General features: G+C 46.6%; 20 protein-coding genes. 11 read left to right on the top strand and 9 right to left on the bottom strand.

The features are described 5' to 3' along the window. Position 1 precedes the first annotated feature (1 nt). From QTP81_RS13055 to QTP81_RS13045, 3 genes are read right to left on the bottom strand one after another with little or no spacing between them, the layout of a single operon-like run. Positions 2 to 1,168, bottom strand: coding sequence for an exo-beta-N-acetylmuramidase NamZ family protein (locus tag QTP81_RS13055; RefSeq protein WP_289366274.1), 1,167 nt, complete (start codon positions 1,166 to 1,168; stop codon positions 2 to 4). Next, positions 1,161 to 2,093 (bottom strand): N-acetylmuramic acid 6-phosphate etherase, encoded by a 933-nt coding sequence (murQ, locus tag QTP81_RS13050; protein WP_289366109.1) that lies wholly within the window; start codon positions 2,091 to 2,093, stop codon positions 1,161 to 1,163. The genes QTP81_RS13055 and murQ overlap by 8 nt, the downstream gene beginning before the upstream one ends. Continuing rightward, positions 2,086 to 3,657, bottom strand: a complete 1,572-nt coding sequence (locus tag QTP81_RS13045) for a sodium:solute symporter (protein ID WP_289366106.1) — start codon at positions 3,655 to 3,657, stop codon at positions 2,086 to 2,088. Before QTP81_RS13045 ends, murQ begins: the two co-directional genes overlap by 8 nt. 117 nt (positions 3,658 to 3,774) lie before the next feature. Here QTP81_RS13045 and alr point away from each other — a divergent pair, with 117 nt between their 5' ends. The 4 genes from alr (at position 3,775) to QTP81_RS13025 (ending at position 5,820) form a co-directional block, all read left to right on the top strand. Further along, positions 3,775 to 4,830, top strand: a complete 1,056-nt coding sequence (gene alr / locus QTP81_RS13040; RefSeq protein WP_289366104.1) for an alanine racemase — start codon at positions 3,775 to 3,777, stop codon at positions 4,828 to 4,830. A 2-nt stretch (positions 4,831 to 4,832) separates the two neighbouring features. Further along, entirely contained in the window at positions 4,833 to 5,075 is a 243-nt protein-coding gene (locus tag QTP81_RS13035; protein ID WP_289366102.1) for a GNAT family N-acetyltransferase, read from the top strand. 131 nt (positions 5,076 to 5,206) lie between these two features. After that, entirely contained in the window at positions 5,207 to 5,623 is a 417-nt protein-coding gene (locus tag QTP81_RS13030) for a hypothetical protein (protein ID WP_289366100.1), read from the top strand. Beyond that, positions 5,620 to 5,820 carry a helix-turn-helix transcriptional regulator gene (locus QTP81_RS13025; protein ID WP_289366099.1) on the top strand — a complete coding sequence of 67 codons (201 nt, stop codon included), beginning with the start codon at positions 5,620 to 5,622 and terminating at the stop codon, positions 5,818 to 5,820. Before QTP81_RS13030 ends, QTP81_RS13025 begins: the two co-directional genes overlap by 4 nt. Before the next feature lie 317 nt (positions 5,821 to 6,137). Here the strand turns inward: QTP81_RS13025 and QTP81_RS13020 are convergent, their stop codons facing one another. Next, positions 6,138 to 7,313, bottom strand: a complete 1,176-nt coding sequence (locus tag QTP81_RS13020) for an acyltransferase family protein (protein ID WP_289366097.1) — start codon at positions 7,311 to 7,313, stop codon at positions 6,138 to 6,140. Between the two features lie 252 nt (positions 7,314 to 7,565). Here QTP81_RS13020 and QTP81_RS13015 point away from each other — a divergent pair, with 252 nt between their 5' ends. Further along, positions 7,566 to 8,132: a hypothetical protein gene (locus QTP81_RS13015; RefSeq protein WP_289366095.1), complete on the top strand. Its 567-nt coding sequence runs from the start codon at positions 7,566 to 7,568 to the stop codon at positions 8,130 to 8,132. Between the two features lie 244 nt (positions 8,133 to 8,376). Further along, a complete protein-coding gene (locus QTP81_RS13010) occupies positions 8,377 to 8,628 on the top strand; it encodes an HP1242/YdcH family protein (RefSeq protein ID WP_289366093.1) in 252 nt (83 codons plus the stop codon). 112 nt (positions 8,629 to 8,740) lie between these two features. On the opposite strand, the gene QTP81_RS13005 is transcribed toward QTP81_RS13010, so the two are convergent. Continuing rightward, positions 8,741 to 10,171, bottom strand: coding sequence for an MFS transporter (locus QTP81_RS13005; protein ID WP_289366091.1), 1,431 nt, complete (start codon positions 10,169 to 10,171; stop codon positions 8,741 to 8,743). Positions 10,172 to 10,429: 258 nt separating this feature from the next. Here QTP81_RS13005 and QTP81_RS13000 point away from each other — a divergent pair, with 258 nt between their 5' ends. The 3 genes from QTP81_RS13000 to QTP81_RS12990 are packed head-to-tail and all read left to right on the top strand — an operon-like array spanning position 10,430 to position 13,350. After that, positions 10,430 to 11,434, top strand: coding sequence for a glycoside hydrolase family 17 protein (locus tag QTP81_RS13000; protein ID WP_289366090.1), 1,005 nt, complete (start codon positions 10,430 to 10,432; stop codon positions 11,432 to 11,434). A 36-nt stretch (positions 11,435 to 11,470) separates the two neighbouring features. Further along, positions 11,471 to 12,358 (top strand): glycoside hydrolase family 17 protein, encoded by an 888-nt coding sequence (locus tag QTP81_RS12995; protein ID WP_289366088.1) that lies wholly within the window; start codon positions 11,471 to 11,473, stop codon positions 12,356 to 12,358. 14 nt (positions 12,359 to 12,372) lie between these two features. Beyond that, positions 12,373 to 13,350 (top strand): glycoside hydrolase family 17 protein, encoded by a 978-nt coding sequence (locus tag QTP81_RS12990; protein WP_289366086.1) that lies wholly within the window; start codon positions 12,373 to 12,375, stop codon positions 13,348 to 13,350. Here QTP81_RS12990 and QTP81_RS12985 read toward each other — a convergent pair. From QTP81_RS12985 to fadB, 3 genes are all read right to left on the bottom strand, one after another. Further along, entirely contained in the window at positions 13,347 to 14,321 is a 975-nt protein-coding gene (locus QTP81_RS12985) for a GGDEF domain-containing protein (protein ID WP_289366084.1), read from the bottom strand. The genes QTP81_RS12990 and QTP81_RS12985 overlap by 4 nt on opposite strands. Positions 14,322 to 14,487: 166 nt before the next feature. After that, positions 14,488 to 15,651, bottom strand: coding sequence for an acetyl-CoA C-acyltransferase FadA (gene fadA, locus QTP81_RS12980; RefSeq protein WP_289366082.1), 1,164 nt, complete (start codon positions 15,649 to 15,651; stop codon positions 14,488 to 14,490). 20 nt (positions 15,652 to 15,671) lie between these two features. Continuing rightward, positions 15,672 to 17,828: a fatty acid oxidation complex subunit alpha FadB gene (fadB, locus tag QTP81_RS12975; RefSeq protein WP_289366080.1), complete on the bottom strand. Its 2,157-nt coding sequence runs from the start codon at positions 17,826 to 17,828 to the stop codon at positions 15,672 to 15,674. A 265-nt stretch (positions 17,829 to 18,093) separates the two neighbouring features. On the opposite strand from fadB, the gene QTP81_RS12970 reads away from it, so the two are divergent. Both QTP81_RS12970 and pepQ read left to right on the top strand, forming a co-directional pair. After that, on the top strand, positions 18,094 to 20,148 hold the full coding sequence (locus tag QTP81_RS12970; RefSeq protein WP_289366079.1) for a lytic transglycosylase domain-containing protein: 2,055 nt from the start codon (positions 18,094 to 18,096) through the stop codon (positions 20,146 to 20,148). A gap of 24 nt (positions 20,149 to 20,172) precedes the next feature. Next, on the top strand, positions 20,173 to 21,492 hold the full coding sequence (gene pepQ / locus QTP81_RS12965; RefSeq protein WP_289366077.1) for a Xaa-Pro dipeptidase: 1,320 nt from the start codon (positions 20,173 to 20,175) through the stop codon (positions 21,490 to 21,492). Here pepQ and QTP81_RS12960 read toward each other — a convergent pair. Continuing rightward, positions 21,489 to 22,478, bottom strand: coding sequence for an L-threonylcarbamoyladenylate synthase (locus QTP81_RS12960; RefSeq protein ID WP_289366075.1), 990 nt, complete (start codon positions 22,476 to 22,478; stop codon positions 21,489 to 21,491). The two genes, pepQ and QTP81_RS12960, sit on opposite strands and share 4 nt — an antisense overlap. Positions 22,479 to 22,501: the final 23 nt, after the last annotated feature.

The following is a 22,501-nucleotide window of genomic DNA, read 5'->3' as shown; positions in this document are numbered from 1 at the left end:
GTTAGTGGGGTTCCTGATAAATTAAATACGGCTGCCTTTGTTGCTTAAATGCGCTCAAATCGGCGTGCCACATTGCCTTGATTTGCGTTTCATTTTGTCCTGCGATTATCGCTTCTCGCAGTGCTTTAGTGCCAGCAAGCTTGTCGAAGAATGATGGCGAGGTAAAAAATTCAAGCTCTGACGTAACCGCTTGTTGATAGGCAGTGAGCAACAGATCGAGCGTTAAACCGCTGCGCGTGTCGTTGCGTAAATCTAGACCTGTGAGCTCAACACCTTGCAATTTAGGATAGGGTGCGCTGGCTGGCATACTCTGGGGCGTGAAACGGAAACTGCCTAGTTGCAGGTGATCGTGACCGAGCACCTGAAAAGGAAAATCAGTACCGCGACCGATACTCATAATCGTGGGCTCGAACAAGCATAATGACGGATACAACTGAATTGATTGCGCGTTGGGTAAGTTGGGACTTGGTGCAATGGGCAAGTTGTACGCCGTATTGCGGCTATACGCCAAGATAGGAATGGTATGAAGGGTAATTGATGCCTGCGTGTCCAACCACTTTTCGCCGACGATCATTTGGGCTAATTCAGCAACGGTCATACCGTGCAGTAGCGGGATAGGATGCATGCCCACAAATGATTGTTGTTCGGGTTCAAGGAGCGGACCATCTATATGGGCAATGTTAGGGTTGGGGCGATCGAAAACAATGACGCTTTTATCATTTTCGGCAGCAGCTTCCATGACATAATGCATCGTACTAATATACGTGTAAAAGCGCACACCAACATCTTGGATATCGAATACCAAAGTATCTACATTAGCTAACATCGCTGCCGTAGGTTTTCGCGTTTTACCATACAGTGAGTGGATAGGCAGGCCGGTTTTAACATCGTGTTCATTCGCTATTGCTTCGCCCGCACCGCGGTTGCCGCGGAATCCGTGTTCGGGTGCAAAAATTGCTGTCACTTTAACGTCTTGGGCTATTAAGTAGTCAACTAAATGCTGATCAAAGGCCCGTGAGGAATGATTAACTACTAAGCCTACGCGTTTATCCTTAAGAAGAGGGAGATACGCGTCAGGACGCTCGGCACCCACGGTTAACGCATCGCTGGTGGTCGGCAAAAACACCAACCAACTAATCAAAAGCCAATGATACAGAGACTTACACATCATTGTGCTGTTCCACTGCACGGCGTAAAAAGCCCTGATTGGTCGCCAATAGTGCTCGGGCAGCGTCTACGTCTAAGCCCGTCAGCACAGTAAGAATGGCCAATTTGGATTGTTGATCAGCTGCGTTTAAATGCACTACAGCTGTTGATGCATCACATCCTGTTGCTTGCATTACAATGCGCTGGGCGCGAGCACGCAGTTTTTGATTACTGGCATTTACGTCGACCATCAAATTTTGGTAGGTCTTTCCTAACCTGATCATAGTGGCAGTGCTTAACATATTTAAAATAAGCTTTTGCGCTGTGCCTGACTTCATTCGCGTAGAGCCGGTGAGGCATTCAGGTCCTACTTGGGCACAAATGCCAATACTCGCAGCCTGTTCGACCGCTGAATTTGGGCTACAGCTGATGCCGATAGTTTTGGCACCGAGCTGGCTTGCATAGTTGAGTGCACTAATCACATAAGGCGTGCGTCCGCTGGCAGCGATACCAACCAATACATCAGATGAATTAAAAGTGCGTTTTTTTAAGTCATCTATTGCTGCTTGCTGGTCGTCCTCAGCCCCTTCAATCGCGTGTTCTATGGCTTTGCTGCCACCGGCGATAATGCCTTGTACTAGTTCATCGTCAACGCTAAATGTGGGACGGCACTCAACCGCATCTAAAATGCCTAAACGCCCACTGGTACCCGCGCCAATATAAAATAAACGCCCTCCGGTCTGAATTGCATCGACAATGGCATCAACGGCGAGAGCGATATCGTCTAAACACTTTTCAATGGCTAAAGCGACCAATTGATCTTGGCTATTGATGCATTGCAAGATACCTTTGGTTGGCAGAATATCAATATCCATCGTGGCAGGGTTACGAGCTTCAGAAGCAATAGTCTCGAGTTGCTTGAGCAGCGCACTGGTGTCATTAGACATCTAGTTGAACCTTATTCGTTGGTTTCCCGCACATACATACGGCCATGGAAAATAGAGTACCGAGTAACAGTTGCCAGGTAAACCCGAGCGCTAGTTGCGGGAGCCATTCTTTCCAGAGATTTTGCATGTAGGGCTGTAATAATAGAGGAACAGAGAACCCGACAATCAATGCAAGTGTCATCGACATTAGTGAGCCGCGCTCAGTAAATAGCAGGGTAAAATACACACCTAAAAGACCACTATAAGAAAATACCATCACACTGAGCGCAAACTGTAGCAGTGGCATATCCGTGTATTGTTGCCAGTAGTAACACAGCCCCGCAACCGCAGCGAGTATGACAGCAGTAACCGTCATCATTACGCGACCTAGGCGAACTTCACGTCGTGGATTCAATGGCGAGGTACGTCGGGTCAGATAAGGCTCAATAAAGTCTTTGACCATAACTGATGCCATGGAATTAAGCCCCGAGTTTAATGTTGATAATGCTGCCGCAATAATACCGATAGTGACCCATGCTTTAAGACCTGCGGGCATCTCAGTCAGTACGAAATACATAAATACAGTAACACTTTCTCCTGCAAATGCAGGGGTTGCATCGAGCGCGTGACTCGCGCTCATCACGTCTGGCCGTTGATAGAACACATAGAGTAATAAGCCGATAAACAAGAAAATCAACATCACCGGAATAACCAACACCACAGACATAAGCATAGCCTTGGCCCCGTGAGCTGCTGTCTTACAGGTTAAGACGCGTTGCGTCATATCCTGATCCAGACCAAAGGCTGCAATGTTCAGGAGGACAAAACCGGTCAGTACGGAGGCCATGCTAAAAACGCCTATTGGTGCAAAGTCCAACTGCCAATTAAACAGCCGGAGTTTGCTGGTGGAGCCATCAAGTGGATACTGTAATGCGTGCAAAACACCCTGCCAATCGCTCGGTATTTGCCAGCATAGCCATATCACCACCGCTATTGCTGCACTGACGTAAACCAAGCACTGTAAAACATCGCTGTATATCACACTGCGAACACCGCCATATACCGTATATAACAGCCCCACTGTTGCAATCAGTAATACTGATGCCAATACACTTGATGCAGCGATATCACCAAATAGAATTAGAGCAATGGCGATTGCAGCCATATACAAACGCGAACCGCTCGCAAGAAAGCGCCCAGCAAGATAGATTGCCCCCGCTCGTTGTTTGGCTTGGGCGCCGAAGCGCTGTTGTAGCAGTTCGTAAACGGTAAAAACGTTGGCGGCGTAGAAGCGTGGGATGAGAATGTAAGCGACAAAAAATGCGGCTATGACCGCGCCAATATTGCTGGCAAGGTACGTCAGATCGCCGCGATAACCTTGTTCTGGCCCACCTAAAAACGTGGCTGCAGACTGCGACGTTGCAAGTACCGAGATGGCTACAACCCAAATCGGCATTCGCTGACTGGCCAAAAAGAAATCTTTACCATCCTTCGCTGTGCGATTGATATAAAAGCCGCTAACAATCAGGAGGCAAATATAGCCACCAAAAACGATTACATCGAGAGTGGAATAGTGGTCGAGCATGGTCAGCGTTTTTGTTATTCTTTATGCAAGGCAATGCTACTCAGCAGCATAGAATATTCTATTGACAATGTATATTGCCAACAAACTTCCAATCGGGTTTACAAAAAGGCTTTTTAATTGGCACGAACTACGCGCGCAGCAATCGATTTAAGTGCATTGGTGAGTAACTACCACACACTTGCAGAACTCAACTCGCAAGGTCAAACATTGGCGGTGATAAAAGCTGACGCTTACGGTCATGGAGCGATTGCGGTAGCGCGAGCCTTACATGGCCATGCTCAGCGCTTTGGTGTCGCTTTTGTCGACGAGGCTCGCCTGCTGCGTGAACAGGGGATAACGGAATGCCTAGTATTATTTGAAGGTGTTTATGATAAAACCGAGGCACAGTGGGCGGTGGCCAATAATTGTTGTGTAGTTGCTCACCGAGAGGCACAGCTTGCATGGTTGGCTGCCCTGGACCAACCGCCACCTGAAGTATGGTTGAAGATAGATACCGGAATGCATCGGCTGGGCTTTCAGCCGTCTGAATTAGCCGCCATCTGGCAGCAATATGCGTCGTTATTTAATGAACACACGGTGCTGGTTACGCATTTTGCATGTGCAGACGATAAAGCACATTCTTTAACTGCTAAGCAGCTCACTATTTTCCAGCAGTTTTTAGCGGCACATCCGTTACCCATAAGTGCAGCGAACTCTGCAGGAATTGTGCAAGTACCTCAAGCACATGGTGCATGGAATCGCGCAGGAATTGCGCTATATGGCGGACAAGGAGCCCCCGATGTTGCCACGTTGAAACCGGTCATGACGCTCACGGCGCCGGTGATTGCGACACGTACGATTGCCGAAGGTGAGACTGTGGGTTATGGCGCAACTTGGACAGCAACCCGAGAGAGCCGAATCGCGACGGTGGCTATTGGCTATGGTGATGGATACCCACGGCATGCACCATCGGGGACGACAGCGTTTTGTAACGGTGTGAAAATCGAGCTCGCTGGACGCGTCTCAATGGATATGCTCACCTTTGACGTTACTGGAACTGAAATCGATGTCGGCGATACCGTAGAGTTATGGGGTGCAAACCAATCGATTACCGAAGTAGCACAAAACGCTGGCACAATAGACTATGAGTTGATGACACGCGTGTCGGCGCGGGTTCCTAGGGTTTACATTTAAGCTTGTCGAGTATCAATACTTTCATTGCCCGAATGGCAGTGAAGCCTGAATATCAAGGCAAAGGCTATGGCTCGCAACTGATGACAGCCTTGGAAGAAGTATTCCCACAAGCCAAACGATATGAACTTTTTACCGGTGAAAACAGCGCTCAGAATATCGCGATGTATGAACGTAGAGGTTGTACAAACGTTGGCAGTAAACTGCTAGGCAAAACGAGAGTGGTTTACTTCGCTCGATCGGTTTAGAACGCCAGTCTCCCACAATAAAAAGACAATATAACCAAACTTTGTGTAAAGTCTATTTGACTTATTGTCGGGCTGGGTTTAATCTTCGTTATGTAAAGTTTTATTTACTTATTGTAATTGAGGTTAGACATATGAACAAAGCTACAGTCAATAATCACGATCAGCGGCTTAAGAAAGGTAGCCGCGTATTGTTCTTTTGGACATTACTCTGGATGTTAAGTGTTGCTGGATTAGTATTTGGGCCGAAACTTATGTGGGACTTTGACCATACAGCAACGGTTATCACAATAGTTATCAATTTGGTCTTGGGCATCAAAATGCTATTAGTGAATAAACAACACCTGAATGATATGGATGACATGCAACAGAAAATTCACTACAACGCGATGGCTATCTCACTGGGCTGCACCATGGTTTTGGGGATTATTTATGGTTCCTTGAAACCTGCTGGACTGCTTGAAGAGAATCCGAATCCGTCTAATTTACTATTCGTGATGGGACTCAGCTACCTGATTGCGGTATTCATTAATTTTAGGAAGTACTTATGAAAAATCGCCTAAAAGTACTGCGTGCTGAGCGCGACTGGACACAAGCTGATTTGGCTAACGCACTTGATGTATCTCGGCAAACTATTAATGCGATAGAAAAAGGCAAATTTGACCCAAGTTTGCCGCTAGCATTCAAAGCTGCACGTCTATTTGATATGCCTATTGAATCAATCTTTGATGATGGTCAGGAACAGTAACAGCAATGTCCTGAGTCGGTGTTCACAAGGTTAGTTGACCCATACACACGGTTAACAGTGCGACTTCTTATAGGTGGGCCTGAACAATGGGGCCTCTTTTCTGATATCAAGTGCTCGAAAAAAATCCGGTGGCTCTTACGCACCGGATCAGTTTGCTTTAAAGCTGTGCCTTATCGCTCACAACGACACCAGGCAAAAAGGGCATTAAGAAGTTATCCTTATCATTGATGCACTGCTCAGTGACAACACAGTGAAGATATTTTTAGTTTTAACAAGTTACATGTAAACAAATCCCCTGGTACCTAATTTAAGTCGAATCATGCCGAGTTGTTAAGTGGGAGATTACGATTGAGCTTACGCTTCACATAGTTATAGATAGGTCTTTCGAGCCAATGAAAACTAGCGATAGAAACTAACAAAATACTGATAATTGCGACAGGCAAATGATAATCTACTATCGCGGGATATACAGAGACCGAATTTACTAACGCGGCAATTACGGCGGCCTGCCAGATGAAAATGGAGAAGCTAATTTCGCCCAAATAGTTAAGCACTCGTCCTGATATTAACCTTGCAATAATTCCCTTTCCCTTTGCCAAGTCGATGATGAATAACATATAGAGTGGCATTAGAACACCGAAACGGATAACAGATGTTAAAGGTTGTAGTAAGTCTGGAATAAAGGTGAATGACAGCGCTGCAACAAAGGCGAGATCACCTATTGACACTGAATAAACGTTGTATGTTTTTTCTGGTTCTTCGCTGTTGATCAGCCGTGTCAATAGCATGCCAGCTACAAAGTACGGCAACCAAAATAGTGGGAAGTTGTTGAAGAATATTTCGGTGTTCATATTCCATGGCATACCTCGCCACAACAACCATGCATATACGGCAGTCGGTAGCAAAGAAATTAACGGCAATGTTAGCAATAAAAATTTCTGATGCGAACTCGATAAACGTCCTAGCCACTTTGCCAAGATTGGCATCACCAGGTACAAAAACACCAAAACAGAGATTGTCCAAGCGGGCCAGTTCCACATAGGTACCCAGCTAGAAAACCAAGCTTGGACTAACAATGCAGTTCCAATTGCGCTAGCTACAATAAATTCGATACTGAAACCATCTTCGATGTGCACGTTAAACGCGTTCACGATTAATAGCGAAAGGACAACTAAATGGGCTGGATAAAGGCGCGAAAACCGCAATATCAAAAAGCGTTGAGGAGTCCCAAGGAAACTCCCATCACGTTGCCAATATAAGTGCCCAAGCATAAAACCTGACAGCATAAAAAACAAACTGGTGGAAACCCATCCATTAGCGAAAAACAACATCAAACTATCGGGAAGATCCGCCATGTCTTTTAGCAGACCCTCTGTACCTGGTTTGGTGTCTCTAACATAGGTATGTAATGCCCACAGGTGATGGAGAAAAATATGAAATATGGCAATAAAGCGAATACCCGTTAGTGCTGGTAATTGCTTTTTGGGTTCCATTTCTATGCTCTTCCCTTGAGTAATAATATTGAAACACCACGTGACGAGAGTGGCGCTAGTTGCGAATCGACAATATTGACGTACAAATACTCTACTACCAATTTAACCTCTATACGGTCAGTCTATGATTTTATTGCAATTTTAATCAATAAATTACGGTGACTTCTGGCAACAAAACCCATCCAGCAGACATTATACAACTAGTTTGTTATTCTGATTTTACACGGCGCTTTCGCCACAAAGGAGCGTACTTTGCTGTATATCTTGAGCGGAGCATCAAGGTCTGGGAAAACCATCGTAGCAAAAGAGTTTTTGAAAAAGACTGGAATTCCTTATATGTCAGTCGACGCCATTATGATGGGGTTTACTAATGGCATTCCTGAATATGGCATTCATGACAAGTTGTGGCCGCATGAGATTGCTGAAAGGTTGTGGCCTTTTCTTCAAGCTATGTGCAAGAGCATGCTTTGGACAGAAGTAGACTTCGTATTGGAAGGAGAAGCATTTCTTCCCGAGTTAGTCAGAAAGCTGCTAGATGAACACCCTGACAAGATTAGAGTCGCTTTCATGGGTTACGCAGACGCTAACTCAGACGAAAAAGCTAATGATATAAAAAAATTTAGCTCTGGCGTTGGGGATTGGTTAGTCAATGAGCCAGACGACTATATCAAAAATCATATTGAAAATATGGTCGTATATAGCGTGATGATAAGAGAAGGATGTGCGCGGAATAATTTGCTCTACTTCGACACATCTCAGGATTTTGAAGGAACGGTCCGTCGTGTGCTAGACAGTTTTAAACCGCCGGCTGCACAGTGAGCTCAGGCAATCGTCAGTATTCCCTGACAGCATAAGATATTGGGTTCGATTGGATTGGAATTGCTTCCCATATCGAATAAGCGTCTAGCACTCAAACACGCGCTTAAAATAGCCCTTAATCAGTCTCCAAGTTAACTTTCACCTTTTACCTTTGCCTAAACCCAAACACTGACTTAGATCAAAAAGCAATAGGGGCAAACATCTCATACTGTAGCCATAATGAATCAATACAGAAGGTAAAAAAATGGCGCTTGAAAAGCATAGCTTACTAAAAGAGTTTCCTGATCATCATCACACGATTCGTCACCTGAAGATGAATGATAATCACTTTGCTAAATTGTTTGACGAGTATCACGAACTCGACCACGAAGTTTATCGTATTGAGACCGGTGAGGAGGCTACCGATGACACCTATCTTGAAAATCAGAAGTTGAAACGGGTACAACTGAAAGACGCGCTGTTCCAAATGGTTCAACGCGAGGAAGCTGCTCAATAGTCGTTAGTCAATCAGTTCTAACCCAAAGGAAGTATCTTGCTTCCGTTCTCCTTAATAGGACCGCCGGTGTTGACTCACCGGCTTTTTTCGCCGAGGGGGGGGGAGAGCTTAATTAAATCTCACCGCGGCGTTGCTCTAACTCGTCTTTGATTTGGTGAGCGCGCTCTTCGGTAATGTCATATTTCCACATCACCGCAATCGCGAGTAAGGCTGTTGCAGCAGGTATCACGATATCAGCGATACGAAGCTTGGTCATTGTTTCTACAGTTTGAACAGCTGCACCTGCGTCAAAACCAACGATTTTCAGCACTACACCAGCGAGGAATAGGGCTAGTGCTTGACCGAGTTTCACCATCAGCCAATAAATAGCACCAAAAGTACCCTCTTTGCGTGGCATACCATTGTTTAGTTCGTCCAAGTCACACACATCTGCTGTCATACTCATCATCAGTGTGAACAATCCACCGATACCAAAAGACATCAACGGTATAGGCATAAATATCAACCACGGGTTATCTGGATTAAAGCCATACCACTTGAGGCCATAGCCAACTACCGATATCAGGGTCGAGATGATAAATGCATTGCGTTTGCCCCAGCTATTGGCCATCCAGCTAATAATTGGGATAACAAAGAATGCCGTCATCACTGCACTGAGCGTTGAGAACCACGCCGGCCAGGTGCCAGCTGCACCATAATCACCATTGAACATATGAAAGACGATGATGAAATAGCTGAAAGATGCGACTAACTGGAAACCATTAAAAACCAGAAATGTAGCGCCGCAGAGCTTTACAAAAGCGGTATTATTGAACGTTTGAATAATATTTTTGAAGACTGTCTTAACATTACTCCACAGATTTTGAAATGAAATCTCAGCGCGATCTTCGATTTTGTCACTGTCGATCCCTTTACAAAAGAGACCCGGCAGGATACCGAGCACGATACATCCGCCTGCTACGAACAGTGATAGAGTTTGCACGCCCTCTGCTTGGGTTGGAAATACTGTTGGGTCCGCGATTAGCACCCAAAACCAAGGCACAATCATCCACGCAATCTGACCCATAAATTGAGAAAACGCCATTAAGCGTGTGCGTTCGTTATAATCGGCAGTAATTTCGTAACCCAAGCCCACAAAAGGCGTGGCATACATGGTGTTGCCAATAGTAAAAGCCAGTGAAAAGCCCAAGAAGTACCAAAAAGTAAAGTCGTCACTCCAATCGGGATTCATTTGCCACAACATTGCAAACAAAGTGCCGCTTAAAATGGCGCCCACAACGATGTATGGGCGACGCCGCCCCCATCGTGATTTGGTATTATCGGTAATAAACCCCATGATTGGGTCAGTGATGGCATCTAAGAATCGAGGTATTGCGCCGAGTATGCCTGCAATCAATGGGTCAACACCGAACCCCGTAATTAAAAAGAACGAAAATACACTCAGAGCTGAAGGCAAAAAGTTAAGGACAAAGGTTCCCGCCCCGTAGGCAGACTTTTGACCTAAGGGAACTCGATCTTTTTCAGCAGTTTGGTAATGAGCCATCTACAACGCGATTAAAAATTTGATTAATGGAATGTAAACGAAGTTGTTGCATACCTGTTAATCGAAAACCGTTAAATTAGATGATGCGTCCTTGTCGTGCGGTGAGGTGGATTTCTTATCGGGCCAGCTAGTGATTGAATTTGCCAAGATGTCCCTTCTTAACCTGCTGCTAGTCCGTTGTATCGTTTATTTCTTGATCATCGTCGGCAAGTTGCATTTTATGCGTCTTACTATTGGGCAACAGTGACAAGTACCACTATGAAAGTTTTGCTGATCTTATGGGTGTTAGCTTCGGGTTTGTTACTCAGTAACGAGGCGAAAAGTATGCATAAAACTGACCAAGAGAAACCCGTAACAGTGTTTTCTCCGCAGATTGACGGTCGCTGGATTGGTCTTGGTATAGCCTATGGCTCATACCGCGACGGTGAAAGCCCGGGTAAAGGCAGTGTGTCGTCTGAAACTGACATCCTTGAAGATATGCAAATCCTTACATCTCAAGGTGCAGTTCAGTGGCATTTAATCCGCATGTATGCAGCTGATCCCGCAAGCGAACAAGTACTTAAAACCATCCGTAAGCACAAGTTACCTGTCAAAGTTATGCAAGGCGCGTGGCTGTCGTCAACGCAAACGGATGCGGAAAACGAATTGCAGATCACCGAAATAATTCGTCTTGCGAATGAATACTCGGACATTATTGTGAGCGTTAACTTAGGCAATGAAATATTTGTTGATTGGTCTGCTCACGGCTTTCCACCTGAATTTATTCCTAGCTACCTAGATTGGGTTAAACGTGTGCAAGCGGCAACTGACGTACCGGTGACTTTGGCTGACGACTACAACTTCTGGAATAAGCCTTGGAGTACGGAAGTGGCTGAAGCATTGGATTACATCGTGTTGCACGCATACGCTATGTGGAATTCAAAGCAGCTTGAAGAAGCCGTGACTTGGACAGCAGAAATTTATCATGATATTCAAGCCCGCTTCCCGACCAAACAGATTGCGCTCGGAGAGTCTGGCTGGGCGACGAGCTCTATAAGCACAAATGGCGATGAACGATTGATCATTGCAGAAGCGAGTGAAGAAGCTCAAAAAGCCTTTTTTGATGACTATCGCGCGTGGTTGTCGGCCAATCAAATTGTGTCCTTTTACTTTGAAGCGTTCGATGAAAAGTGGAAGGGCGGTGACGATAAACCTGATGGCATTGCAGAAAAAAATTGGGGTATTTATCGCTCTGACCGCACACCCAAATTGGTGATGCAGTAAACCTGTGCAACGCTAGAGAAACCGAGGAATACCAATATGTCGAAATTTACTAACCCCTATTTGCGGCGACGTTATCACAGTGAAGCGCACACGACAGTAGCGAGTAAACGTGATGCGATTCGGTCCATTATTGAGGCTGGCATGCACGGTTTGTGTTTCAGTCCTTACATTGAAGGCCAGGGGCCCGGCACAACGATTACAAAAGAACAAATACGGCAGCGCCTAGCGCTGGTTGCAGATAGCGTAGGCTGGGTGCGCTCGTTTTCGTGCACAGAGGGCAACGAATTGGTGCCGGTAGTCGCGAAAGAAATGGGATTAAAGACCTTAGTAGGTGTTTGGTTGGACGATGACTTTGAAGCCAATGAAAGAGAGCTGAAAGGGGCTTTTGAACTGCTCGAGCAAGGCGTCGTTGATATGCTTGCCGTGGGCAATGAGGTAATGCTGCGCGAAGAAATGTCAGCGCAACAATTGGTCGATTATATCGAGCGAGCAAAGCGCGTAGCGGATGGTGTGCCGGTTGGCTACGTTGATGCGTACTACTTATTCGAAGAAAATCAGATTGTTACCGACGCCTGCGACGTAGTGTTTGCAAACTGCTATCCGTTCTGGGAAGGCTATCACATTGATCACGCGTTAGTTTATATGAAAGACATGTACTATCGGGCTAAGGCGGTCGCAGGAGATAAGCCGGTCGTTATCAGTGAAACTGGCTGGCCAAATAAAGGCACGTTGGAAGGACAAGCGCAACCCTCTGAAGAAAATGCAATGCGTTACTTTATCGATGCCGTGCGTTGGACAGAGCAAATGGAGATCCCACTGTTCTATTTCTCGGCGTTAGATGAAGCATGGAAAGTCGATGTGGAAGGTGATGTTGGCGCTTATTGGGGACTGTGGGATAAAGATGGGAAACCGAAGTTTTGGTAGAGATTAAAAAATCAGTGCAATCAAATAATGTAGAGTCCATCGGCATTTTGCTGCAACGCGCGATATGCTACTCAGGCTACCGTGATGGCCACAATCCTGGATTGGGGATATTTCCAAGTTATTCGCAAATCTTAGAAGATTTGCAATTGCTGGCAGGTGATTGGCAATACTTGCGCTTGTATGATGCTGGGCCACATGCTCATACAGTGTTGGAGGTCATTGAGCGAGAGCAATTACCATTTAAAGTATTGTTGGGAATGGACTTGGCGGCCGAGGTAAGTAATCCGAATTGTCCTTGGGATGCTTATTACCCTGATCATAAATTGGCCGACAACCGACGTCACAATGACACGGAATTACAACGGGTTGTGCGTTTGGCAAACGAATATTCCGAACACGTATTGGCTATCTCAATCGGTAACGAAGCAAGCGTTGACTGGACTGATCACAAAGTAGAAACCCACCGATTGGTGCATTTTGCTGTGCAACTCAAAGGCCAAACTCAAGCTTTAGTAACCTTTTGTGAGAATTACGTCCCCTGGGCCAATGGACAGTTAGATGAATTAGCCAAGCACGTTGATTTTTTATCGATACATAGCTATCCATTGTGGGAGTCGCAGAGCATTGAACACGCTTTGCACTTTACCCAACAAAACTACTACGAAGTGGCGGATAGGTTCAGTGATAAACCTGTGGTTATTACCGAAGCTGGTTGGACAACTAACGCCAATGGTCACGCTTTTCCGGCCCATTTTGCCAATGAGCGCTGGCAATCTGATTATTGTGCGCAATTGCTAAATTGGTGCGAAAAAGACGGAATTCTATGCTTTCTCTTTGAAGCATTTGACGAGTCATGGAAAGGCTCAGACGACCCCGCAGAACCCGAAAAACACTGGGGGATTTTTCGGTTAAACCGCCAACCTAAACCGGTAGTAATTCGACTTCAACAACCCCAATTAGCTTCAATCGCTAAGTTGAGTAATAACGGCTAAGCGACGTGGCAGCGATTACGGCCAAGTTCTTTCGCGCCGTACATCGCTGCATCGGCTCTTGCCAGCCATTCGTACGCGGTTTCATGGCCGTTAAATTCTGCCGCGCCAGCTGAAAGCGTGACTTGTAAATCTGTTTGTGGCCAAACTGCTGAGGCCACTGCTTCACGCAGCACATCAGCAAGCGTGCGGGCTTCTTCCAGGCTCGTATTTTCAAGTACTACAACAAACTCTTCACCTCCGAAACGGAATAAATCATCCGTTCGTCGGATTCGACTTGTGATGATCTTAGCAAACAGTTTGAGTACCTGATCGCCACAGCCGTGGCCATATTGGTCATTGATGCGCTTGAAATGATCAATATCGAGCATGATTAACGAGCAGGTTTGCTCAGGATAGCGACGTAAACGTTCAATGGTCTTAAGCAACACTTCTTCCAGTGCCCTGCGATTGCCCACTTCAGTCAATGGGTCAGATGTGGCCATGTGCTCTAAAAACAGTTGTTGGCGTCGCATACGGCTGGAAAACGCGTAACAAAATAACAGGGTCGCACCAGCCGAAACTGAAAATTTTAACGTGAAAAAGTTGTCTACTTGCGGCCATATCATGATCAATACGTTAATCAGAAACAATGTCCCTATTGCTGCAGCCACTGTGGGAGTGAGTAAGAAAAATATTGTTGTCAGCGCTGGATATACCCAAACGACCTGCTCATAGCCTTTTAACCCTATGGTGATTGTCATTACCAGCACACTCAGTAACGACAGTCCCCAGCGCGCAAAGTGGATTTTATGCGTGAGATACACGTTAAAAAAAATAGCTAAGGTAACCACAACTGCAGTGGTATTCAGTATTGCAACAGCGGTATCACCATTTAAGGTGCGGATGACCGCAAATGGTAAAAGGCATATAGAGATAGCGCCGCTAATGATTAGTATTATCGACTCTTCGGTCGTTCTGGGTGAGGTCTGCATAACCTGAATACATATGTGTCCTAATCCAAGTGTAGTCGTGGTTGTTAAATAAACACAAATTGTATTTAAATTGAGCAGTGAATGTCGTGTATAAAAAAGCCCCAGATATTCACCTGGGGCCTTTATTTAAAGCTAAGCGAGATATTAGCCAGTCATTTGCAATGGCTTATACGCGCTCAAAGACGGTTGCGATACCCTGACCTAGACCAATACACATGGTTGCGAGTCCGAGTGTCTTGTCTTCAGCTTCCATTAGGTTTAACAAGGTTGTTGAGATACGCGCACCAGAACAGCCTAGCGGGTGACCAAGCGCAATTGCGCCACCATTGAGGTTTACCTTGTCGTCGTAATGGTCGATCCAACCCAGCTGCTTAATACAGGATAACGCTTGCGCAGCAAATGCTTCGTTAAACTCTGCCAACTCAATATCGTCCATTGTAAGACCGGCGCGCTTGAGTGCTTTTTGCGTAGCAGGTACCGGGCCGAAACCCATAATTGCGGCATCACAACCAGCAACAGCCATCGCGCGGATCTTCGCACGAGGAGTCAGTCCCAGTTCTTTTGCCTTATCTGCAGACATCAGTAGCATGGCCGCAGCACCATCAGAAATGGCAGACGAGGTACCTGCCGTCACGGTACCATTTACCGGGTCAAACACTGGGCGAAGTGCCGCCATTGTGTCGACTGTGCTATCTGGACGAATGACTTCATCTGAATCGATAAGCTTTAAAACGCCATTGGCGTCATGGCCTTCGATACCGACAATTTCATTATTCCAGCGGCCTTCAAGGTGTGCCTTGTGAGCGCGTTGATGCGAGCGAGCACCAAAAGCATCTTGCATTTCACGTGTGATACCGTTTTGACGGCCCAATAACTCCGCGGTCATACCCATGTTACCCGACGCTTTCGCGGTATACTTGGCTAGTCCGGGGTGGAAGTCGAGGTTAAATGTCATAGGTACGTGACCCATGTGCTCAACACCACCAATCATAAAGATATCACCGTTGCCTGTCATAATACCTTTAGCGGCATCGTGTAACGCTTGCATTGAAGAGCCACATAAGCGGTTGACCGTAACCGCACCGGTTGAACGCGGAATATCGGTTAACAATTGGGCATTGCGCGCAATGTTAAAGCCTTGCTCTTTAGTTTGCTGTACACAGCCCCAAATGATGTCCTCAATCTCTGCGGGAGGCACGTTCGGGTTGCGTTCTAATAGTTTAGTCATCAAGTGCGCTGAAAGCGTTTCAGCACGAACATTGCGGAATACACCACCTTTAGAGCGACCCATTGGGGTACGAATACAATCAATAACAACTACGTCTTTCATAAAATTCTCCTTAGGCCAGCTTATGCGAAGTACGATTTACCAGTACGTGCCATTTCACGCACACCTTCAGATACTTGGTAAATTGGCCCAAGCTCAGCGTATTTATCGGCTAAATCAACGAAGTTTTGTAAGCCCATAGTTTCAATATAACGGAAGATACCACCTCTAAACGGCGGGAAGCCCAAGCCATACAACAGTGCCATATCTGCCTCTGCCGCACTTGCAACGATGCCTTCTTCAAGACAGCGTATCGCTTCATTGGCCATTGGGATCATGGTTCTAGCGATGATTTCTTCAGCGCTGAAGTCACGTTTTTCAGCTACGTGTGGTGCTAACAGTTCAAATGCCGTTTGCGCAGGAACCTTCGTTGGGCGACCGCGCTTATCGGTGCCGTAGTCATAGAAACCTTTACCATTCTTCTGGCCTAGGCGTTCATTACTGAACATTACGGTAACTGGGTCGTTGTCGATCTTTTGCATGCGCTCGGGAATTCCATCGGACATAACACCGGCTGCATGGTCTGCGGTATCCATACCTACTACGTCAAGTAAGTATGCTGGACCCATTGGCCAACCAAACTGTTTTTCCATGACTTTATCAACGGCAGTAAAATCAGCACCATCAAGTACCAAACGACTAAAGCCTGCGAAGTAAGGGAACAACACGCGGTTAACTAAGAACCCAGGGCAATCGTTTACTACGATTGGGGTTTTGCCCATGCGCAATGTGGTTGCAACTACCGCGTTGATGGTTTCTTCGCTGGTATCTTCGCCGCGAATAATTTCCACCAAAGGCATTTTATGCACCGGATTAAAGAAGTGCATACCGCAGAAGCGCGATGGATTTTTTAGGCTCTTTGCGAGCTGGTTAATGCTAATGGTTGATGTGTTTGAGCAAATAATCGCGTCATCAGCCACTGCATCTTCAGTTTCCGCTAACACGATACCTTTGACTTTTGGATTTTCAACGACCGCTTCAATGACCAAATCTGCATTGGCAATCGCACTGTAATCCAAAGTAGGCGTGATGTTAGCAAGCGTAGCGGCCATCTTCTTACCGTCGACTTTCCCACGCTGCATGCCTTTAAGTAGAATACCGGAAGCTTCTTTTAATCCTAGATCCAAAGCTGCTTGGTTAATGTCTTTCATTACTGAAGGAATACCTTTAACAGCACCTTGGTAGGCGATACCGCCCCCCATAATACCGGCACCTAGAACTGCGTTTTGTGCAACCTGTTTAGTTGCTTGCTTAGCTTGCTTTTTACCTTTGCTCTTAACTAGCTGGTCGGCCATGAAAATACCGATTTGAGCTTTAGCCGCATCAGTTTTCGCCAGCTTTACAAAACCTTGGTTTTCCAATGCTAATGCACCTTCGCGATCGAGCGTAGCGGCATTTTTAACGGTTTCCACCATCATGTGCGGAGCGGGGTAATGCTTACCCGCTTGTGCTGCAACCATCGCTGCGGCTGTAGAGAAGCTCATCATAGCTTCGTTTTTGCCAAGTTGAAGAGGGGCCTTTTTCTGCGCACGACGCTGTTGCCAGTCGAGAGTATTAGCTGCGGCGTCTTGCGCCATAGAAATCGCTGCTTCAAGCAGTGCTTCAGGTGCTACAACTGCATCCACTGCGCCTTCAGCGAGCGCTTTTGGTGCCTTGCGATCACGACCCGTCGTCATCCATTCTAACGCGTTGTCGGAGCCGATCACACGAGGTAAGCGCACTGTGCCACCAAAGCCAGGCATTAGGCCAAGTTTAACCTCAGGCAGGCCAATTTGTGCTGTAGTATCGGCTACACGCAGGTCACAGGCTAATGTCATCTCACAACCACCGCCTAGCGCAAAACCATTGATTGCACAAACGGTTGGCATTGGCAGGTCTTCAAAGCGGTCAAATACTTGCGAAGTTTTTGCTACCCAGCCGAGCACTTCTTCGTCTGGCTGGCTAAATAGGTCAGTAAACTCTGTGATGTCAGCGCCAACGATAAAGGTCGATTTTGCACTGCGCACAATGACGGCTTTAATGCCTTCAGCAGCTTTTAGCGCCTGTGTTGCAGCATCAAGCTCTTCTACTGTCTGACGGTCAAATTTGTTTACGGAGCCTGGGGCGTCGAAAACCAGTTCGGCAATGTCACTGGCTTGGTCGAGAGTTGCAACTGATAAACAGTTACCTGAGTAAATCATATGTTTATTCTCCTATGGCGATGCAGTTGATTATAGATGACTGCTGCCGCTATATACGTAGGGTGTCGAGATTCTCGTCAAAAAACGCTAGAAACACAACGAAAATAAAACGCGCGTTTTAATCTGACTAAGTAGGTATAGACTTTATTTTTTCAAGTTGAAACGTCGATAAAATCTTTTTAACCACACTGCAACCTATTGGGTTTATTGGTACTCTTAAAGAGTAACAAATGTTCATATAGCTTTAGTTGAACGAGTCAATTACATGCGGAAACCCAAAATCAACAAATGCTTATATTCGTTATTCATTATTGGAATGGCGATGTTAGCGCCTGCTATTTTGGCGGCCAAACCAAACGCCAATGAGCTTGTACTCGTAGCCGCTCCGGTCACTAAAGATCCGTCAATGGCGAGTATAGTCCCGTTTACGTTGACCGAACGTGAGCTGCAACAGCGCGAGTTATTTGCCGAATTTGTTGAATTAATCGAAACGCAACGCGGTTTAGATGCCGAGGATATGGTGCAAAAATTAGCGGCACTCGACGGATATCCCCTGAGAAGCTATGCCGAAAAGTACTGGCTGTTGTTAAGCTTAAGCGTTGAATCTGAAGCGCAAATGGAAGCATTTCTCGCTGCGAATGACAATTCTCCGGTAGCGCGGAATGTTCGCAAGCGCTGGCTGCAGTTACTGCAGGATGAAAATCAGGACGAATTATATGTCGAATACTATCAGCCACAGCTTAGCGCCGAGCTTGATTGTCACTATTTGCAATTAACTTACAACGAAGAACAAGAGCTTAGAGAGTTTGATCAGCTTGTTGCACCATTGTGGCTTGTAGAGTATTCCCAACCTAAAGCTTGTGACCCCATATTTAAACGTTGGAAAGCGTCTGGTCTGCAAACCTCTGACCGGGTGTTAGCGCGCTTTAAACTTGCGTCACGGGCCGGTAACCTGCGCCTAGCGCAGTTTCTTGGCCGCAGTATCGCACCAGAGCAAAAATATCTGCAAAGCCTCTGGCGTGACGCTCGGCGTCGGCCACTGCGCTTAACCGCCGCTAATAAGTTTCCAGGTAAGTATGTAGCAGAAGAGGCAGAGGTATTCACTTACGCAATGAACCGTCTGGCATGGTCAGAGCCACACAGGGTTATTAGCGCACTTGATAATACAGCAGACAGATTATCCTTAAGCGATGATCAACTAAATAAAATTGTTCAAACGGTGGCATTGTCGCTGGCGGTAGACCAACACCCAGATGCCGAAACGTGGTTGCAAAAAGCCTATCAACAACAGGCTGATCCAGAAATTCTGCGCTGGCAGGTTGCCACGGCAATTCGCCAACAACAGTGGCAACAAACGATTGCGATGATAGCCGCCGCTGAACCCAGTCATGCAAATGACTTGTCTTATCAGTATTGGCAAGGACGCAGTTGGCAGCAACTCGAAGCCCCTGAAAAAGCGCATGATAGTTTTAGTATCGTGGCAGCTCAAAGACATTACTACGGTTTCCTTGCCAGCGCTCAGATACAGCAGGTACCAAGATTAAATCATCGGGAGCCTCGTATTGATTCAGTGTTGCAACAGGCTTTGATTCAAGATCCAGCAATTCGTCGGGCACATGAGTTATTTGTACAGCAGCGCTTTGCAGAGGCGCGTCGGGAATGGCGATTTGCGCTGCGTGAGGCGAGTGACGACGTTCGGATGCAAGCGGCTCTGCTAGCCCATGATTGGCAGTGGTACGATCAAGCTATCGCGTTATTTACCCAATTAGGCTATTTCGATGACGTGTTGCGTCGTTTCCCGATTGCGAGCAATACCGCGATTCAGCCTTTGGCACAGGAATATCAAATCGATCCGGCCTGGGCATTTGCGATTACACGTCGTGAAAGTTCGTTTATGAGCGATGCGGTATCAGGAGTCGGCGCGCGCGGATTGATGCAGGTGATGCCAGCCACGGCAAGGTTTATTCAGCAACAACCAGTACGCTACAGCACTTTACTAGAGCCACAGGCCAATGTGGCGCTGGGGATTCAATACTTGCGTTACTTAATGGAGAAAGTCGATGACAACACGTTGCTTGCGACTGCGTCCTACAATGCAGGTTGGCGGCGAGTTCTGGAGTGGTTACCTGAGCAGGAAGCGGTAGATGCCGATATCTGGATTGAATCAATTCCGTACCGCGAAACACGCAATTATGTGAAGGCCGTGTTAGCCTATAAATACATTTATCAGTTGCAACTGGGACAGCAAAGTGATCTGTTCGAACAGTTACAAATTATGCAACTGCAACCCAGAACGACGCTCGCTACTGAAGCGCAATAGTACACTACAGATATACGAGGTTTTATGCAGTCACTCGCGGCAGAATACGCCAACCACATAGAAGTTCTTCAACAGCGGACCAGAGAGGCGCTAGAGCGCGAATCAATTGATGGCTTGGTGATTCATTCCGGGCAAAGCAAAGTTATGTTCTTGGATGATAATCACTACCCGTTCCACGTAAACCCACAGTTTAAAGCATGGTTACCAGTGATTGATAATCCAAACTGTTGGTTAGTCGTTGACGGTATCAACAAGCCAAAATTAATTTTTTATCGCCCCGTGGATTTTTGGCACAAAGTGCCGCCTGAGCCCTCTGCATTTTGGACCGAGCACTTTGACATCGTCATGCTGCAACAGGCCAATCAGGTTGAAAAGCACTTGCCGTATGACAAAGACAGATATGCTTATGTTGGTGAGTTTATCGAAGTCGCTCGCGCACTCGGGTTTAATCTAGTCAATCCAGATCGCGTTTTACATTACCTCCACTATCACCGCGCCTATAAAACGGATTACGAGTTGGCATGCATGCGCATGGCAAACTCTACTGCGGTTGCCGCTCATCGCGCTGCTGAGCAAGCATTTTTGCAAGGCAAAAGTGAGTTTGATATTAATCTTGCGTATTTAAATGCTGCGCGCCAAGGTGATAATCAAGTACCGTATTGCAACATTGTTGCGCTCAATGAAAATGCCTCTATTTTGCACTATATGGTGCTAGAATCGCAGCCGCCCCAACAACATCGCAGCTTCCTGATTGATGCTGGAGCCGGATTCAATGGTTATGCGGCTGATATCACGAGAACGTACTGCAACCAGCCTCACGAGTTTAATGACTTGATTGGCAGAGTTGATAATTTGACTAAGTTATTGGCTACGCATTTACAGCCTGGCACCGAGTATGCTGATATTCATCGTGAAGCTCATGCCGGTATTGCTGCGATTTTAGCCGACGCTCAAATCGTTAATTTATCCGCCGATGACATTGTCGAACGCGGTATTTCAAAGACGTTTTTCCCACATGGCATTGGCCATTTTCTCGGCCTACAAGTGCATGATGTGGGCGGACATATTGCTGATGATCGCGGCACACCCAAGCCTGCACCGGAAGATCATCCGTTTCTGCGTTGTACCCGAACAGTTGAGGCGCGCCAAGTGTTTACCATTGAACCCGGACTGTATTTTATCGATAGCCTGCTAGACGATTTGCGCAGCACTGAGAATAGTCAGTACATCAACTGGGACCGCGTTGCTGAATTTAAGCCATTTGGCGGTATTCGCATTGAAGACAATATCATCGTACACAGTACGTCTGTTGAAAATATGACGCGCGATTGCGGGTTGGTTTAAGCGCTAGCTCGCCGCAACCGGTCATTAACATCAGCCCACTGCTCTGATAGCGGGGGCTGTTCTACCCATATATGGTCATAACCCACTTGGTCTATTTCATACAGCATCCGATAAAGCGCTTGCGCATAGGCGGCTTTATCATGGCTGATACTGTATAGATTTGGAGGGGTAACAGTCGTTAAGTGAGCTGCAACAGTATCGCTGTACCACAAACAGGCCGTATTGCCGGGCCACTTTGATATATGTGCGACAATGTCGTCGGTTGTCACCAGTGTTAGCCGCCCTTTGGGCTGATAGTGCTGTTCGATATTACCTGGCACTGACTGTTGGTGTTCTTGGTAACCCAATACAGACCGACCAATCGCCGCACTTAGTTGTGTTGGAGTGATGGGGCCTGCGCGCAAAACGCGCGGTGATTGCTGAGCCTCGATACTGCCTAAATCAACAATCGTCGACTCCAAGCCGACCTGACAAAATCCGCCATCAACGACGGCATCAATTCTACCGGCTAGCGATTCCAATACTTGCTGTGCTGATGTGGGACTCAACTGTTTGTGTGGGTTAGCCGATGGTGCAGCAACAACTAAATCGCCTTCAGCCAAAATCTTACGCAATACTGGGTGCGCGGGCATGCGGACACCAATAGTTGTCATTCCACCGGTAACCTCATCAGGCATACTCGGGTGTTTAGGTAGGATTAAGGTTAGCGGCCCCGGCCAAAACTGCTCGGCCAGTTCCAGTGCAACTTCCGGTACTGAAGAACAAATCTGTGAAAGCTGCGCAATATCGTGGATATGAACGATAAGTGGATGATTATTAGGCCGCTGTTTCGCAGTAAAGATTTTATTTACTGCAGTGGGGTTTTGAGCATCAGCGGCCAATCCGTATACAGTTTCGGTAGGCACTGCGACAGTACCCCCTGCTTTTAATATTTCAGCAGCGCGTTTGGTATCCTGCTCGTCGGCGGAAAATAATTGTGTATTCAAGTTTGAGTTTCCCACAGCCCTGT

Origin of the sequence: Neoalteromonas arenosi, assembly GCF_030362855.1 — a bacterium.
In the GTDB taxonomy this organism is placed as follows: Bacteria; Pseudomonadota; Gammaproteobacteria; order Enterobacterales; family Alteromonadaceae; genus Alteromonas_E; species Alteromonas_E arenosi.
Note: the sequence above shows the minus strand (reverse complement) of the source record. Positions and strands in the feature narration are given on the sequence as shown.

Bases quoted from the DNA above. Each gene is read 5' to 3' on its own strand.
- pepQ (WP_289366077.1), top strand. From the start codon at position 20,173: ATGCAGTCACTCGCGGCAGAATACGCCAACCACATAGAAGTTCTTCAA.
- QTP81_RS12995 (WP_289366088.1), top strand. From the start codon at position 11,471: ATGTCGAAATTTACTAACCCCTATTTGCGGCGACGTTATCACAGTGAA.
- QTP81_RS13000 (WP_289366090.1), top strand. From the start codon at position 10,430: ATGAAAGTTTTGCTGATCTTATGGGTGTTAGCTTCGGGTTTGTTACTC.
- QTP81_RS12985 (WP_289366084.1), bottom strand. From the start codon at position 14,321: ATGCAGACCTCACCCAGAACGACCGAAGAGTCGATAATACTAATCATT.
- fadA (WP_289366082.1), bottom strand. From the start codon at position 15,651: ATGAAAGACGTAGTTGTTATTGATTGTATTCGTACCCCAATGGGTCGC.
- murQ (WP_289366109.1), bottom strand. From the start codon at position 2,093: ATGTCTAATGACACCAGTGCGCTGCTCAAGCAACTCGAGACTATTGCT.
- QTP81_RS13010 (WP_289366093.1), top strand. From the start codon at position 8,377: ATGGCGCTTGAAAAGCATAGCTTACTAAAAGAGTTTCCTGATCATCAT.
- QTP81_RS13020 (WP_289366097.1), bottom strand. From the start codon at position 7,313: ATGGAACCCAAAAAGCAATTACCAGCACTAACGGGTATTCGCTTTATT.
- QTP81_RS13030 (WP_289366100.1), top strand. From the start codon at position 5,207: ATGAACAAAGCTACAGTCAATAATCACGATCAGCGGCTTAAGAAAGGT.
- QTP81_RS13045 (WP_289366106.1), bottom strand. From the start codon at position 3,657: ATGCTCGACCACTATTCCACTCTCGATGTAATCGTTTTTGGTGGCTAT.
- fadB (WP_289366080.1), bottom strand. From the start codon at position 17,828: ATGATTTACTCAGGTAACTGTTTATCAGTTGCAACTCTCGACCAAGCC.
- QTP81_RS13055 (WP_289366274.1), bottom strand. From the start codon at position 1,168: ATGTGTAAGTCTCTGTATCATTGGCTTTTGATTAGTTGGTTGGTGTTT.
- QTP81_RS12970 (WP_289366079.1), top strand. From the start codon at position 18,094: ATGCGGAAACCCAAAATCAACAAATGCTTATATTCGTTATTCATTATT.
- QTP81_RS13005 (WP_289366091.1), bottom strand. From the start codon at position 10,171: ATGGCTCATTACCAAACTGCTGAAAAAGATCGAGTTCCCTTAGGTCAA.
- QTP81_RS13025 (WP_289366099.1), top strand. From the start codon at position 5,620: ATGAAAAATCGCCTAAAAGTACTGCGTGCTGAGCGCGACTGGACACAA.